We start from the raw sequence: 14,789 nt of genomic DNA, 5'->3' as shown, positions 1-14,789 counted from the left end.
TGTTTCGGACCGGGTATTTGCTGTCATGTAGCTACGCCGGGCTGTGCCGGGCGCTACGGACCGACGACTGATCACCCAACAACCCAGCGGAGCCGACGACGGGCCGCACATCTCGCTCGATCGGCCTCCGCACCAGGTAGGAGGGAATCATCATGACCAAATCAACCCTGGAATCGCTGATCGGCGCCACCGCCTATGACGAGCGCGGCGACAAGATCGGCAAGATCAAGCAGATCTACCTCGACAACCAGACCGGTTCGCCGACCTGGGCCGCCGTGTCGACCGGCTTCTTCAGCCACGACTCGCTGGTTCCGCTGGCCGGCGCCCAGCAACAGGCCGGCGACGACTCGTTGCAACTGCACGTGGACAAGGAACTGGTGAAGACGGCGCCGTACCACGACGGCTCCCGGATCAGCGCGGAATCCGAGCAGGAACTGTTCCGGCACTATCACGTCGATCCCCGGTCGCCCGGCTGGAATGCCCAGGGGCGCCCGAACATTCGACCCGGAACCGACACTCCGATGACGCCGGGCTACGCCGCCCCGCAGGCGGCACCCGCGCGCCATAGCGACGACTCGATGGTGCGCTCGGAGGAGCAGTTGCGCGTCGACACCGAGAGCGAGGAAGTCGGCACCGCACGGCTGCACAAGTCCGTGGTCAGCGAGGAGCAGACGATCAAGGTGCCCGTGACGCACGAGGAAGTGCACGTCGAACGCGAGCCGATCACCGACCGCAGCGGGCGCACGACCATCGGCGAGGAGGACCGCGAGGTCACCCTGCACGCCGACCAGGTGCACGTCCAGAAGGAAACCGTCCCGGTGGAACGGGTCCGGCTGGCGGTCGATGAGGTCGCCGACGAGAAGACAGTCTCCGAGACCGTCCGCAAGGAACGCGTGGAAACCGAGGGCGTCGACGACCGCCGCCCCAAGGCGCCATAACCGCGCGCGACATTCGATCAGTCGAACCAGCCGCCCACCAGCCCGGTGGGCGGCTGGAGGTCCGACGGGTTACGCACGCCCATCGGCGAGCGTAGGGTTCTCGATACGGGCCGAATCGCCCTGGTCCGGCTCGTTTCGACGAGCGAGGGAGCCCCCGATGAGCACCGCATCCAGTTCGGGATTCGATGCCGACGCACTGCGCCGTGGCATCGAAAGCCGCGATGCCGCAACACTGCTGTCGCTCTACAACGACGATGCCGAGATACGCATGGTCGATCACCGCGACCAACCGAGTCATCCCCGGGTGATGCACGGCCGCTCGGCGATCAGTGCCATGTTCGACGATGTCTGCGCCAGGGAGATGACCCACTCCCTCGACAGTGTCCTGATCGACGGCGACCACATCGCCTTCGTGGAATCCTGCCGCTACCCCGACGGCACCCGGGTCCTTTCCCACTCGATGGCCGATCTGCGCGACGGCCGCATCGTCGACCAGACGTCGATCCAGGCGTGGGACGAAGGGTAGTCAGGCGAAGTCGGCGACGTGGTCGGCGGCCCATCGGCGATAGTCGCGGGCCGGTGACCCGGTGACCTCGTGCACTGTCGAGGTCACGGTGCCGGGTGCGTCGACGAGGCCGGCCAACCCGCTCAGCACCACCCGGGCCATGTCGGGTGGGAGCCAATCCATGTGCTCCACAGCGGCTTCGGGGCTGATCTCCGCCCAGACCAGGCGGCGCCCGAGCGCGGCGCCGATGGCTTCGACCTGTTCGACGCGGCTCAGCGGCGCGGGCCCGGTGAGGATATAACGCGCCCCCGCGTGCCCGTCGGTGGTCAGCGCGCGCACGGCGACCGCGGCGATATCCGCCTCGTGCAGCAGGGCCATCGAGGCGGATCCGTACGCGCCGCGCACCACGTCGCCTGCGCGGATCTGCGGTGCCCATTCGACCGTGTTCGTGGCGAAACCACCGGGTCGGAGGAAGGTCCATTCCAGCGCGGACTCGGTGATCGGCTGTTCGATGACGGCATGTGCCCGGCCGATCGGGTGGTCTTGTTCGCCCAGGTCATCGCGGACCGCGGCGGACGAGAGCAGGACGATCCGGTGCGCGTGTTCGGCGACGCGGGCAACGACCGACTCCGCGATCTGCGCCGACAGCATCGGCCAGGTCAGATAGACCGCGTCGACACCGTCCAGTGCCCGCTCCAATGTCTCGGGGACGGTCAGATCTCCCTGCACCACTTCGACATCCGGCGGTAGCGATGCCGCCCGCGGATCGCGAGCCAACGCCCGCACCTGCCTACCGCCCGCCGCGAGCTGCGTCACGACCTGACCACCGACATGACCGGTCGCCCCGATCACCAGAACCCTGCTGATATCCACCATGGGCCAACCGTACGAAGGGGACTTACTTCTAGAAAGGCCATACCGATCGGTAAGCTCATGGCATGGCGGTAGGAGTCCCGGACAGCGCCCGGCCGACACCCGAGGTACGTGACGTATTCGACAAGAACTGCCCGGCCCACACGATTCTCGGCAAGGTCACCAGCCGCTGGGGCGTGCTGATCCTGGCCGCGCTCCTCGACGGCCCGATGCGATACCACGTCCTGCGCGACCGAATCGGCAGCATCAGCGAGAAGATGCTGTCGCAGAACCTGCGCACCTTCACCGAATACGGCCTGGCCGAGCGCACCGTCGAACCCACTGTGCCGCCACAGGTTTCCTACGCACTGACGCCGACGGGGCACGAGGCGGCCGAAGTACTGCACGGCCTCTTGGAGTGGGTGAACACCCGAGCCGAGGAGATCGAGACCTTCCGAACCCGGCCACGGGGTATGCCCGCCGACTGACCAGCGGGCCCTTTGCGGAGACGGAGGGATTTGAACCCCCGATGGTTACCCATGCTCGCTTGCAAGTCGACTGGTGGCCGTCCTTCCGGCGTCTACTGACGTCCGTACCCCTACAGATGCTTCCGTGGGGTTTCGTCGTGTCCGGGGTCGTATGCGCGAGTTGTGACAACTGCGTGACACCCCCGGCCTCGGAAGCCAGTCACTGCCGCGATGTGGGAACAGCATCTAGCCGCGCTGGACACGGTCAACGACGCCGAGGGTCAATAGCCGGCGGATTGGTGTCAAATTCGGTGATCTTGACCAGGTCAGGGGCCCGCCGATACCCTCACGAGTGATGGGCTTCACACAACATGTGCACCACTACTAGTGGCAGGAGCTGCTGATATGTCGAGTGGCAACGAGTGGGACCCGAACAGCAGAAAGTTCCAGATCACCCCTCCTAGTGATGACTTCAACGACCTGGATTACCACGAGGTCGAGGACGACAACAACGAGCCTGATCTCGCTATCGAGGAGGAGTTGAAGCGCGGGCGGTCTTGATCAGGTAGCCGCTGATCGACTGAACTGACAAGCACGGCCCCGCCATCCTTCGGTTGCAGGCGGGGCCGTTGTCGTGCAGGACACTCACACGCCGGCGCAGGGCGGCTTCGTTCAGCAATTCATCGGGCGCGGTTTTGCCGCGCCTTGGGTCGTGTAGTCACTCGTGACTGTCACCAATGACCCGCATCGTGTTTCGCCGCGCCGTCGCCGGTTGCCTGCCACTCCTCGCTGACGAGATGGAGACGAATGTCGCGCCAACCGACGTTGAGCCTGATCCAGACGCGGTGGCGGTCCCATAGCAGGGCTCCGGCCTCGCCCGGTTCGCGTCGGGTCGGCGCGCCCAGAGCGTCGGTCAAACGATCACCGAACTCTGCGCTTCCGGAACCCGACTTCTGCTGATCGCGATTGGATACGTAGCGCCATTTGATGGACCCGGTGTCGACCATCCGGCGGCATCGCAGAACCGCTGCAGATCCTTGTCGATGTACCAGGTCCAATCGAATCCGGCTGCCAGCGTTGCGATTCGAACTCGGCCACGCCGCAAGTCGACCGGCTGACCTGCTGGTCCTTTGCGGAGACGGAGGGATTTGAACCCCCGATGGTGTTACCCATGCTCGCTTTCAAGGCGAGTGCATTCGGCCGCTCTGCCACGTCTCCCTAGGAGGAGATCGTAACCGATCCGGTCGGCGCGCCTCTCCTGGATTCTGATCAGGCCTCGGATCGGGGGGCGGATCCTCGTGCGCGCCGGATCGCGGCGACATGGCCGGTCGGTTCTGGTGGCGGGCGGCGTGCGGGTGCAGGATTGGCCCCATGGATGCGATTGCGCTGAACGGGTTCGGTGGGCCGGAGGTCATGGAGTGGACCGTGGCGGTCGATCCGGAGCCGGGGCCGGGTGAGGTGTTGGTGGAAGTTGTTGCGGCGGGGGTCAATCGGGCTGATGTGATGCAGCGGATGGGGTTCTATCCGCCGCCTGCCGATGCCAGTTCGATTCTCGGGTTGGAGTGTTCGGGGACGATTGTGCAGTTGGGGGCGGGGGTGACGGACTGGCAGGTCGGCGATCGAGTGTGCGCGCTGCTGGCCGGGGGTGGGTACGCGCAGTTGGTGGCGGTGCCTGCCACGCAGCTGTTGCCGATTCCGGCGGGGATGGACGATGTCGCCGCCGCGGGGTTGCCGGAGGTCGCGGCCACGGTGTGGTCGAACCTGGTGATGACGGCGGGTTTGCGGTCGGGACAGCTGGTGTTGATTCATGGTGGGGGCGGTGGGATCGGGACGCACGCGATCCAGGTGGCACGGGCGCTCGGGGCGCGCGTGGCGGTGACGGCCGGGTCGGACGAGAAGCTGGCCAAGTGCGCCGAGCTGGGGGCGGAGATTCTGATCAACTACCGGACCGAGGACTTCGTCGCGGTGGTCGCGGACCAGGGTGGAGCCGACGTGATTCTCGACAATATGGGCGCGAAGTACCTGGAACGGAATGTGGAAGGGCTCGCACCGTTCGGGCAGCTGGTGGTGATCGGGATGCAAGGCGGTGTCAGCGGGACACTGAATATCGCTGCGCTGCTGCGTAAATGGGGCACAGTCCAGGCGACCAACGTGCGCAGCCGACCACGGTCGGGGACGGGGAGCAAGGCCGAGATCATCGCGGCGGTCCGCGCACACCTGTGGCCGCGGATAGTCGCGGGCGAGATCGTGCCGGTGATCTCCGCGGAGTTGCCGATCACCGAGGCGGCCCGCGCGCACGAGATGCTCGACGAATCGCAGACCTTCGGCAAGGTGATCCTGCGGGTCCGGGAGTAGAGCAGGCGCGGTTTACTCCAGGGCGCTGAGGGCGCGGCCGAGCTGGTCGATCTCGTAGCGGGTCGTATAGGGCGCCAGACCGATCGTGACGGCCCCACCCTCGTCGTTCACACCGAGCGCGTCGAGCAGTCGGCTACCACCGTGCACCCCGCTGACCGTGCCGATCCTGGCATCGGCCAGCTTGGCCGCCACCTTCTCCGCCTGCATCCCGGCCATCGTGAAACTGACCGTGGGGATGCGGGTGGAGGCGCGGCCGATCACGGTGAGGTTGTCGACCTTCTCCAGCACCTGCATGAGGTGATCGAAGAGCTGGTCGTGGTAGTCCTGCAGCGAGGTGATCGACATCTCGAGCCGCTCGCGGCGGGTGCCGGTGGCGCGTTCGTCGAGGCCGGCGAGGAAGTCGATGGATTCGGTGAGCCCGGCCAGCAGCGCGTACTGATGCCCGCCCACTTCGAGGCGTTCAGCACCCTTGGCATAGGGGTTCAACGACATCGACGGGATGCGGTCGAGGAACGCGGGGTCGCGGAAGACGAGCGCGCCCACCTGCGGGCCACCCCACGACGGTGCGCTCAGCGCGACCACGTCGGCGTTGAGTTCGTCGATGTCGATCAGCGCGTACGGTGCCGCGCCGAACGCGTCGGCCACCAGCAGTCCACCCACGTCGTGCACACGATCGGCGGCCACCCGGACGCCGGGCGCCGACCCCACGATCGGGGATGCCGCGGTGAGCGCGACCAGGCGCGCGGTAGGGCCGATCAGCTCCTCGAACTGCCATGACGGCATCTCGCAGGTCTCGATCTCCACCTCGGCCCAGCGCACGTGCGCGCCGTAGCGGTTGGCGATGCGTAGCCACGGGGCGACGTTGGCCTCGTCGTCAAGGCGGGAGAGCACGATGCCGGTACCGAGACCGAGGCGTGAGCTCAGCGATTCGGCCAACCAGGCCAGCAGCACCGCGCGATCGGGCCCGAGCACGACGCCGGCCGGATCTCCGCCGACCAGATCGGCGACCGCTTCCCTGGCGGCATCGAGGATCGCGCCGCTGCGCGATGCCGCACCGTGGCGGCCGATATGGGAGAACGAGGAGGTACGGAAACCCGTTGAGACGGCGCGCGATACCGAATCGGGAACCAGCATCCCCGCCTGCGGGTCCAGATGGATCCAGCCGTCGCCCAGGGACGGTATCAGGCCCCGAACCCTCGCGACGTCATAAGTCATGGTGGCCACTTTAAGGGCAGGGGGCCTGTCGGTGTAACCGCGTGGGGGTTTTAGCGCGAAGCCGACACACACGCAATGATGGGGACATGACGCACTCGGAGGATGTCCCCGAATCCATCGTCGTGATCGGTCCCGACGGCCGTCCACTGACCGTGCCCGCCGACGCCGTAACCGGTCAGGTCGTGCCCGACGATGAGAAGCAGGCGAGCGAGTCAGGCGAGTCGCTGACCGACATGGTCGAGCAGCCTGCCAAGGTGATGCGGATCGGCACCATGATCAAGCAGCTGCTCGAAGAGGTGCGCGCCGCTCCCCTCGACGATGCCAGCCGCTCGCGGCTCAAGGAGATCCACAAGTCCTCGGTCCGCGAGCTCGAACAGGGCCTTGCGCCGGAACTGCGCGAGGAACTCGAACGCCTCACCCTGCCCTTCACCGACGACTCGGTGCCCTCGGACGCGGAACTGCGCATCGCCCAGGCTCAGCTCGTCGGCTGGTTGGAGGGCCTGTTCCACGGTATCCAGACCGCGCTGTTCGCCCAGCAGATGGCCGCGCGCGCCCAGCTCGAGCAGATGCGCCAGGGTGCGCTCCCGCCCGGGATCCATGCCGCCGAGACGAAGGCCGGTGGGCATGTGGGCGGCGGTCAGTACCTCTGAGGGCCGTTCGGACTGGCGTGATCGCGCAATCGGCCCGCTGCCAGTCAGTTTTCTGACTGCGCGGGCTCGAATCGCACGCTTACGCCGGTGTCGCGCCGCTCGAACACCCGGCGCCTGCCGGGAGACGACACTGTAAGGTCGGGGACCGTGCCCAGCGCTGCCGCCCGTCCCGACTCTGAACTGAGTGACGCGCGTACTGAAGAGAGCCCCGTGCAATCCGAAGACACTCCTACCGACGCCGAACTGGCCGAAGTCGCCGAGGCCGAGGACACCACCGACGCGCCTCTGCTCGTGAAGACACCGATGGTGTCGGATTCGCAGACGTTCGGGCGGGCGTTCAAGGACATGCGCGACGGCCTGCACCAGCGCGAGCTATGGCTATCGCTGGGCTGGCAGGACATCAAGCAGCGCTACCGCCGGTCGGTGCTCGGTCCGTTCTGGATCACCATCGCGACCGGTTTGCAGGCGCTGGCGATGGGGCTGCTGTATTCGACGCTGCTCGACCAGCCGATCAGTGAATACCTGCCGTATGTGACCGTCGGTTTGATCGTGTGGAACGTCATCCAAGCCTCGATTCTCGAGGGCTCCGATGTGTTCATCGCGAACGAGGGACTGATCAAGCAGTTGCCCTCGGCGCTGAGCGTGCACGTGTATCGCCTGGTCTGGCGTCAGTTCTTGTTCTTCATCCACAATGCCGCGATCTACGCGGTGCTGGTGGTGGCGTTCTCGATCTGGCGTGATCTGAACTTCTCGATTCTGCTGGTGATACCCGCGATTCTGCTGCTGTTCCTCAATGCCATGTGGGTGACCATCGTCTTCGGCATCTTCGCCACCCGCTACCGCGACATCGCCCCGATCCTCGGCTCGATGACGCTGATGCTGTTCGTCCTGACCCCGGTGATGTGGTCGACGAAGGCGCTGGAGAACTCGGTCGGCGGCGCAGGCGATCGGGCCAAGCTGCTCGAGATCATCCCCACCTACCACTACCTGGAGATCGTGCGCGCTCCGCTGCTCGGTGAACCCTCGGAATGGCATCACTGGGCGGTCGTCGTCGCGATCACCGTGGTCGGATGGGCCGTGGCGATCCTGGCGCTCAAGCAGTACCGTGCCCGCGTCCCGTACTGGGTTTAGGAGCAGTTCTCGATGAGCCGTGTGAGTATCGAAACCCATGAGGCATGGGTCGAGTTCCCCATCTTCGACGCCAAATCGCGGTCGCTGAAGAAGGCGTTCCTCGGCAAGGCGGGCGGCGCGATCGGGCGTAACAGCTCCGACGTGGTGGTGGTCGAGGCGCTGCGCGACATCAACCTGTCGCTCAAGGAAGGCGACCGGGTGGGCCTGGTCGGCCACAACGGCGCGGGTAAGTCGACGTTGCTGCGCCTGCTCTCGGGCATCTACGAACCCTCGCGCGGCAGTGCCCGCATCCGCGGCCGGGTGGCACCGGTGTTCGACCTCGGCGTCGGCATGGATCCGGAGATCTCCGGTTACGAGAACATCATCATCCGCGGCCTGTTCCTCGGACAGACCCGCAAGCAGATGATGGCCAAGATCGACGAGATCGCCGACTTCACCGAGCTCGGCGAATACCTGTCGATGCCGCTGCGCACCTATTCCACCGGCATGCGGGTGCGGCTGGCGATGGGCGTGGTCACCTCGATCGACCCCGAGATCCTGCTGCTCGACGAGGGCATCGGCGCGGTCGACGCGGAGTTCATGAAGAAGGCGCGCACGCGGCTGCAGTCGCTGGTGGCGCGCTCGGGCATCCTGGTGTTCGCCAGTCACTCCAACGAATTCCTCGCCCAGCTCTGCGATACCGCAATGTGGATCGACCACGGTCAGATCCGCGAACAAGGCGGAATCGAGGACGTTGTGCGAGCGTATGAAGGGCCCGAGGCGGGTAATCACGTGGCACAGGTGCTGCGTGAGCTGGAAACCGAGGGCGCCGACGGCGCGACGGGCGAGAAGAAGCTGGAGCAGAACAACGCATGAGCGGTCAACGGCCGGAGGCGGCAGCGCAGCGTTACCACGTAGGCCGTCCGAGCATGCGCGGTGTGGCAGCATGAGCGGTCAACGTGACGAGGCTGCCCCGGCTGCCGTGCCGGGTGGGTTCAGCATGACCGACCGCCTCGAGGCGACCACCCCCGCGCGCGTCGAACCCGCCGCCGTGCTGCCCGTGGCAGGCGCGGTGACCGGCCGCTCCGCGTCCGAAGGCGCTGCGGATTCGACGGTGCCCGGTGACGTAGATGTCGTTGCGCTGCCCGATGACGCGGAACTGCCCGCGGGCGCCGAACCTGCCGACATCACGACCGAGACCGGCCCGACCGCGCGGATCATCGCGGTGGTCGTCACGCACAAGCGCCGTGAGCTGCTCGCCGAGTCGCTGAAAGTACTTGCCTCGCAGACGCGTCCGGTCGACCATCTGATCGTCGTCGACAACGCCAACGAGGACGCGGTGGCCGAGCTGGTCGCCCAGCAGCCGATCGAGGCCACTTACCTGGGCTCGCGTCACAATCTCGGCGGCGCGGGCGGTTTCGCGCTCGGCATGTTGCACGCGCTCACCCAGGGTGCCGATTGGGTGTGGCTGGCCGATGACGACGGCCGCCCCGACGGGCCCGAAGTGCTCGCGACACTGATCGATTGCGCGCGCAGGCACAACCTGGTCGAGGTATCGCCGGTGGTCTGCGATATCGACGAACCGGATCGCCTCGCCTTCCCGCTGCGCCGTGGTGTGGTGTGGCGGCGGCTGCGGTCGGAACTCGGTGACGAGGACTTCCTGCCCGGTATCGCGTCGCTGTTCAACGGTGCGCTGATCTCGGCGAAGGCCGTCGATCTGATCGGCGTGCCCGACCTGCGACTGTTCGTGCGTGGCGACGAGGTGGAGGTGCATCGCCGCCTGGTCCGCTCCGGCCTGCCGTTCGGTACCTGCCTGCAGACCGCGTACCTGCATCCCAACGGCGCCGAGGAATTCAAGCCGATCCTGGGCGGGCGGATGCACACCCAGTACCCGGACGACCCGGTGAAGCGCTACTTCACCTACCGCAACCGCGGCTACCTGATGTCGCAGCCCGGTATGCGGAAGCTGTTGCCGCAGGAGTGGATTCGCTTCTCCTGGTTCTTCCTGGTGACCCGCCGCGACCCGGCCGGGCTCAAGGAATGGTTCCGGCTGCGCTCCCTGGGCCGCAACGAGCACTTCGGCAAACCGGACTAGCCCCCGAAAATAGGGGGTAGTTCCCTCTGGCAGCAATCGGCCGTTCGGTCTTACGATGCGAAACGTGACCTTCGCAAAGAGTTTCGCATCCGCCGCGGCGACCGTGCTCGCCGGCGCCGCGCTCTGTCTCGCCGCACCCGGCACCGCCACGGCGGACGACACCTGCCAGCTCGGCTGGTCCAACGTGGGCCCGCGCTCCTGCGTGATGAACGAAGTCAGGACCGCGCCGGTGGCGACGCTGGGCAACGGCGTCTGCGTCGGCATCCTGAACGTGGCGGGCACCGCGTTCGACGGACCGCTCAATTCCCCGAGCGTCGCGCCCGGCGCCACCCACAGCATCGCCCTGCGCGTCTCGCAGGGCTTCTCCCCCCTCGGCAACTGGGCACCCACCGTGCTGGCGTGCGATGTGAACGTTGTCGTCGACTGGAAGAACCTGGACAGCGGCGCCACCGGGTCGGTGACCCGCTTCATCCCGGCCACCAGCACCAGCACCTACCCGGTCCAGGACATGATCGCCAACACCGGCCCCGGGCGGGTCCAGGTCACGGTCCGCACGGATCGTCCCAACATCCCCCAGTCCACCGAGGTCTTCGTGCCGTAGTCGCCACCTCGCACCGAGCGCCGCGCTCTCATCGGCGCGGCATACGCGAAACCCGCAGGCCCACGACGGCGCGAATTCGACTGTGGGATGACAGGTCGAGTGGCGTGCGGAAAATAGGTTGCCGGGTGCTGCCTGGGTGGGGCAGAGTTGGTGTTCGAACGTTGGAGAGGAGGTGGATGTCCGTGAGTACACACGTGTGGATTGCCGTGGCCGGGCGGCGCGATTGTGCGTCTGCCCAGGTTGCTCCGGACATCACCTCTACTCGCTGAACCCGTCGTTCGGGTTCGGCACCCGACGAAGGATTCCCCATCATGGTCGACTACGACCTGCTCGTCCCTTACGGCTGGACCGAAGCCGTAGCTGCTGAATATCTGCCGCTCCTCGGCGATCTCACGCCTGCTCGCATCGTTCGAATGGATCGCAGCGAATGCGATGTGGTCACGCCGCGTGGCCCTGCCAGAGCCGCCTGCCCGCGCGACATCACCGGACTGTGTACCGGCGACTGGGTCGGGCTCGATGCCGAAGGCACTGTGCGGCAACTGCTCCCACGACGCTCGGCGATCATGCGATCGTCGGTATCCGGGCGCTCGGTGGCCCAGGTGCTGGCCACCAATGTGGATACCGTGCTCATCTGCAGTGCCGCCGACGGCGACGTGGATCTGGGGCGGATCGAGCGAATGCTCGCGCTGGCTTGGGAGAGCAATGCCCAGCCGGTGGTCGTGCTCACCAAAGCCGATGCGGCGGACTATCTTCCGCTCGACGAGGTCCGTGCCGTCGCACCCGGTGCGACGGTGGTGGCGGTGAGCGCTGCCGCCGGTGTCGGTCTGGATGTCCTCACCGCCGTCCTCAGCGGCACCGTGGCTTTGATCGGCCCCTCCGGTGCGGGGAAGTCCACCCTGGCCAACGCACTGCTCGGCGCGGAAGTGTTCGCCACCAACGCGGTTCGCGCGGTGGACGGCAAGGGACGGCACACCACCGTGCATCGCGAACTGCGCCCGCTCCCCGGCGGCGGCACCCTCATCGACACCCCCGGCCTGCGCGGCATCGGCCTCTACGACGCCGCCGACGGCATCGGCAAGACCTTCAGCGACATCGAATCCCTCGCCGCTGATTGCCGTTTCGCCGACTGCGCGCACGAGTCCGAACCCGGCTGCGCGGTCCGGTCCGCCCTGGCCGACGGCACCATCACCGAACGCAGGCTGACCAGCTACCGCAAGCTGGCCAGAGAGAACGAGTGGATGGCTGCCCGCACCGACAAGCGCCTGGCCGCCGAACGCGAACGTGTCTGGCGCGACATCACGAAACAACACCGCAAGCAGTACCGCGAACGCGGCCGCCGCTGATCCCGGACAACCGCCCTGGCTGAGCCGATGGCCAATCGCCGCGTCGGAGAGGTCCGGCGCGGCGATCGGCGTGGGGATCAGCTGGGGTCGATGCCGTAGAGGCGGGCCCAGTTCTCGCGGCTGGTGAGTTCGGGGACCGCGGCGCGGTACTCGGCCTGCAGCGCGGGCAGTTCCTTGCGGAGCTTGCGCAGGGTGCGGTAGGCGCGGATCAGCAGGGCGCGGGCGCGGGCCTTGTCCCGGCGACGCACACGTACGCCGGACTGGGAGGCATCGGTGACCACCACATGGTCGAACAGGCCGACGTGCCACCAGTGGGCGTCTTCGCGGGTGACGCCGATGAGGCCGGGCTGGGTGCGGCCGGTCCACTGAGTGATCGCGCGCTTGATCAGGACCAGGGTGACGCGGCTCGGCTCGCCGCTGGCCCGGCGCACCGAGATGTCGGCGGAGTTGACCGGCGGGGTGGCCGCGGGGTGCTTGATGGTTTCGGGGTAGTCGTTGCGCGACGAGCGGGCGGCGGCGAGGGCGTCGATACCGCCGTCGCGCAACGCCTTCGGGCCCTTCATGAAGTCCTCGATGCCCTGCAGCGTGGTGTGCACGAGGCCGTACTGCATGCCGACGAGGTGCTCGGCGATGTAGCGGAAGAACTCGCGCGTGATCGCCTTGCCGTCGAGATCGGTGTGCAGGGCGCCGACGATGAGCGAGTTACGGGTGGAGAAGTAGCGCGCCCAGTCGTCGTAGTCCTTCCAGTAGAAGTCGGCATGCCACACGGCCGCGTTGGGGAGCGTGACGGTGACGAAACCGTGCTCGCGCGCGCGGATGCCGTACTCGACATCGTCCCACTGGAAGAAGATCGGGACCGGAAGGCCGATCTTCTTCACGACCTCCGCCGGGATCAGGCAGGTCCACCAGGCGTTGTAGCCGGCGTCGACCCGGCGCTCCTGGTTCTTCTTGAGCATGGAGGTGTTGCGCAGCGCCTTGGGCACCTTCTGGCCGTGCTTGAGCTCGTGCAGGTGCACCTCCTCCGCACCGACATTGAGGAAGTCGGGGTTGAGCAGGAACAGCATCTGCGCGCCGACCAGGGTCGGTTCGACCGTGAGGTTGGCGAAGGCCTGCAGGCGCAGGACGGTCTCGGGCTCGCAGAGGATGTCATCGTCCATCAGGATGACGTCGGCGTGCTCGTTGGCCGCCGACACCTCGTACAGGCCACGCGTGAAGCCGCCGGCGCCACCGAGGTTGGGCTGGCGGATGTAGCGCAGCTTGTCGCCGAAATCGGGCCGGACCTGCTGGAACAGCGGCCGGTCCTCGACCAGGTCGGTGCCCTGGTCGACCACGTACACCGCGTCGATCGCGGCCAGCACGGTCGCGTCCGAGGCCAGCGCGGCGACGGTGTGCGCGCAGTCCTCGGCCCGGTTGAAGGTGCAGATCGCGATCGCGACCGGGCGCACCGTCTCCGGCGCGGCGGCCGTCCACGCCAGCTCGGTGATCTCGAGTTCGCCCCCGACGGCATCGAACTCGAGCCACAGCGCGCCACCGTCGACGTACTGATCCAGCGGCGCGCTCAGCGAGACACGCCCGCTGCTCGTGGCCACCAGCGACGCGATGATCCGGCGATGCCCGGCGATATCGGACGCGACCAGGCGCACGTTCGCCTTGCCGCCGATCGTCAGCAGTGCGCCGACCGATACCTCGGTGACGGTCGTCCAGCGCTGCCAGTAGCTGGCGGCGAGGCGGCCGAAGTAGGTGTTGGTGTGCGCGGTCGCGCCCTTGGGCAGGCGCAGCGAGTGCCGCTCACGGACCGCGGCACCCCCCTTGACGACCGCGTAGAGGTCATCGCTCACCCGCGCCGACGGCCCGGTGAAGATGCCTCGTGCCAGCACGAGCCGCTCGGGCGCTGAGTGTTCACCCCGCAGCGATGCGGGCGCGGCCTCGCGCCGATCGTTCGATTCGGTCACGGCTTTGGTAGCCGACTGCTCCATGAAGTCCTCGAAATTCTCGGTATCGACTGCGCCGGCGCAGACAGGCACGTAAAGAAAGGCGCGGCGGGCGGGGCGAGGATATCAATCGCGCGGCACCCTCGCGTCGTCAGTGAGGTGATGCCGCACCCCGCGCGTGTTGCTCATCGCTTGCCGATGAGCCGGTGAAAACGAATTTTCCGTAGGCCCAATAGCGGAATACGACCGCCATGGTCTGGCCGATAACGGTGGCGGCGATGTTGTCGGCCAGCGGCGATGACAGATCCAGCACATAGCGGGAAAAGCCGAGGCAGCCGAGTTGCAGGAGGATCGCCACCACATTGACGATCGCGTACAAAAGGTATTCCCGGCCCGGGCTGTCGGATTTCTTGTGGGCGTAGGTCCACCACTTGTTTCCGAAGTAGGTGACCACCGTCGCCACCACGATCGCGATGATCTTGGCGAGCAACGGAGAGTGATAGAGCACACCTTCGGAGAAGCCGATGCCGCCGCCCCAGAACACCAGCAGGTTGTAGGTCCCGGCATCGACGAGAAAACCGATCGCGCCGACCACGAGGAACGCCGCACCTTGCCGCAAGCCCGCCGCTACCCTGGACACGAAGGGAACAGCAGGCGGTTCAGCTGATTGCGACACGCCCTGACGGTAGCCAACCACCACCCCGACCCCTAGGGAGGGTCGGCCACG

At 66.9% G+C, this 14,789-nt stretch carries 16 protein-coding genes and 1 tRNA gene; 11 read left to right on the top strand and 6 right to left on the bottom strand.

The window, feature by feature from the left end; genetic code table 11:
- Positions 1 to 152 precede the first annotated feature (152 nt).
- Positions 153 to 938: a DUF2382 domain-containing protein gene (locus ACQHI0_RS29390; protein ID WP_427905000.1), complete on the top strand. Its 786-nt coding sequence runs from the start codon at positions 153 to 155 to the stop codon at positions 936 to 938.
- Between the two features lie 157 nt (positions 939 to 1,095).
- Positions 1,096 to 1,464: a nuclear transport factor 2 family protein gene (locus ACQHI0_RS29385; protein ID WP_427904999.1), complete on the top strand. Its 369-nt coding sequence runs from the start codon at positions 1,096 to 1,098 to the stop codon at positions 1,462 to 1,464.
- On the opposite strand, the gene ACQHI0_RS29380 is transcribed toward ACQHI0_RS29385, so the two are convergent.
- Positions 1,465 to 2,319: an NAD(P)H-binding protein gene (locus ACQHI0_RS29380; protein WP_427904998.1), complete on the bottom strand. Its 855-nt coding sequence runs from the start codon at positions 2,317 to 2,319 to the stop codon at positions 1,465 to 1,467.
- A gap of 62 nt (positions 2,320 to 2,381) precedes the next feature.
- On the opposite strand from ACQHI0_RS29380, the gene ACQHI0_RS29375 reads away from it, so the two are divergent.
- Positions 2,382 to 2,783, top strand: a complete 402-nt coding sequence (locus tag ACQHI0_RS29375) for a winged helix-turn-helix transcriptional regulator (protein ID WP_427904997.1) — start codon at positions 2,382 to 2,384, stop codon at positions 2,781 to 2,783.
- Between the two features lie 384 nt (positions 2,784 to 3,167).
- Entirely contained in the window at positions 3,168 to 3,323 is a 156-nt protein-coding gene (locus tag ACQHI0_RS29370; protein WP_427904996.1) for a hypothetical protein, read from the top strand.
- Positions 3,324 to 3,493: 170 nt separating this feature from the next.
- Here the strand turns inward: ACQHI0_RS29370 and ACQHI0_RS29365 are convergent, their stop codons facing one another.
- Positions 3,494 to 3,769, bottom strand: coding sequence for a DUF6301 family protein (locus ACQHI0_RS29365; RefSeq protein ID WP_427904995.1), 276 nt, complete (start codon positions 3,767 to 3,769; stop codon positions 3,494 to 3,496).
- 126 nt (positions 3,770 to 3,895) lie between these two features.
- Positions 3,896 to 3,980: transfer RNA gene (locus ACQHI0_RS29360), tRNA-Ser, on the bottom strand.
- A 153-nt stretch (positions 3,981 to 4,133) separates the two neighbouring features.
- Between ACQHI0_RS29360 and ACQHI0_RS29355 the strand changes: the two genes are divergently transcribed.
- A complete protein-coding gene (locus tag ACQHI0_RS29355; RefSeq protein WP_427904994.1) occupies positions 4,134 to 5,117 on the top strand; it encodes an NAD(P)H-quinone oxidoreductase in 984 nt (327 codons plus the stop codon).
- A gap of 12 nt (positions 5,118 to 5,129) precedes the next feature.
- On the opposite strand, the gene ACQHI0_RS29350 is transcribed toward ACQHI0_RS29355, so the two are convergent.
- Positions 5,130 to 6,332, bottom strand: coding sequence for a cysteine desulfurase-like protein (locus ACQHI0_RS29350; RefSeq protein WP_358185869.1), 1,203 nt, complete (start codon positions 6,330 to 6,332; stop codon positions 5,130 to 5,132).
- Positions 6,333 to 6,418: 86 nt separating this feature from the next.
- Between ACQHI0_RS29350 and ACQHI0_RS29345 the strand changes: the two genes are divergently transcribed.
- The 6 genes from ACQHI0_RS29345 to rsgA all read left to right on the top strand — a co-directional run bounded on the left by ACQHI0_RS29345 (position 6,419) and on the right by rsgA (position 12,131).
- Positions 6,419 to 6,982: a bacterial proteasome activator family protein gene (locus tag ACQHI0_RS29345; RefSeq protein ID WP_427904993.1), complete on the top strand. Its 564-nt coding sequence runs from the start codon at positions 6,419 to 6,421 to the stop codon at positions 6,980 to 6,982.
- 303 nt (positions 6,983 to 7,285) lie between these two features.
- Positions 7,286 to 8,113 carry an ABC transporter permease gene (locus ACQHI0_RS29340; RefSeq protein ID WP_427909345.1) on the top strand — a complete coding sequence of 276 codons (828 nt, stop codon included), beginning with the start codon at positions 7,286 to 7,288 and terminating at the stop codon, positions 8,111 to 8,113.
- Between the two features lie 12 nt (positions 8,114 to 8,125).
- On the top strand, positions 8,126 to 8,968 hold the full coding sequence (locus ACQHI0_RS29335) for an ABC transporter ATP-binding protein (protein ID WP_427904992.1): 843 nt from the start codon (positions 8,126 to 8,128) through the stop codon (positions 8,966 to 8,968).
- A 310-nt stretch (positions 8,969 to 9,278) separates the two neighbouring features.
- Positions 9,279 to 10,187 (top strand): galactofuranosyltransferase GlfT1, encoded by a 909-nt coding sequence (locus tag ACQHI0_RS29330; RefSeq protein ID WP_067456035.1) that lies wholly within the window; start codon positions 9,279 to 9,281, stop codon positions 10,185 to 10,187.
- A 64-nt stretch (positions 10,188 to 10,251) separates the two neighbouring features.
- Positions 10,252 to 10,788, top strand: a complete 537-nt coding sequence (locus ACQHI0_RS29325) for a hypothetical protein (protein WP_427904991.1) — start codon at positions 10,252 to 10,254, stop codon at positions 10,786 to 10,788.
- A gap of 311 nt (positions 10,789 to 11,099) precedes the next feature.
- Positions 11,100 to 12,131 carry a ribosome small subunit-dependent GTPase A gene (gene rsgA / locus ACQHI0_RS29320; RefSeq protein ID WP_427904990.1) on the top strand — a complete coding sequence of 344 codons (1,032 nt, stop codon included), beginning with the start codon at positions 11,100 to 11,102 and terminating at the stop codon, positions 12,129 to 12,131.
- A 77-nt stretch (positions 12,132 to 12,208) separates the two neighbouring features.
- Here rsgA and ACQHI0_RS29315 read toward each other — a convergent pair whose 3' ends face one another.
- Both ACQHI0_RS29315 and ACQHI0_RS29310 read right to left on the bottom strand, forming a co-directional pair.
- Positions 12,209 to 14,107, bottom strand: a complete 1,899-nt coding sequence (locus ACQHI0_RS29315) for a glycosyltransferase (RefSeq protein WP_427904989.1) — start codon at positions 14,105 to 14,107, stop codon at positions 12,209 to 12,211.
- Between the two features lie 106 nt (positions 14,108 to 14,213).
- Positions 14,214 to 14,762 carry a GtrA family protein gene (locus tag ACQHI0_RS29310; protein ID WP_427904988.1) on the bottom strand — a complete coding sequence of 183 codons (549 nt, stop codon included), beginning with the start codon at positions 14,760 to 14,762 and terminating at the stop codon, positions 14,214 to 14,216.
- Positions 14,763 to 14,789 lie beyond the last annotated feature (27 nt).

The organism is Nocardia sp. FBN12 (genome assembly GCF_050320175.1).
In the GTDB taxonomy this organism is placed as follows: domain Bacteria; phylum Actinomycetota; class Actinomycetes; order Mycobacteriales; family Mycobacteriaceae; genus Nocardia.
This window is presented reverse-complemented; position numbering and strand designations above follow the sequence as displayed.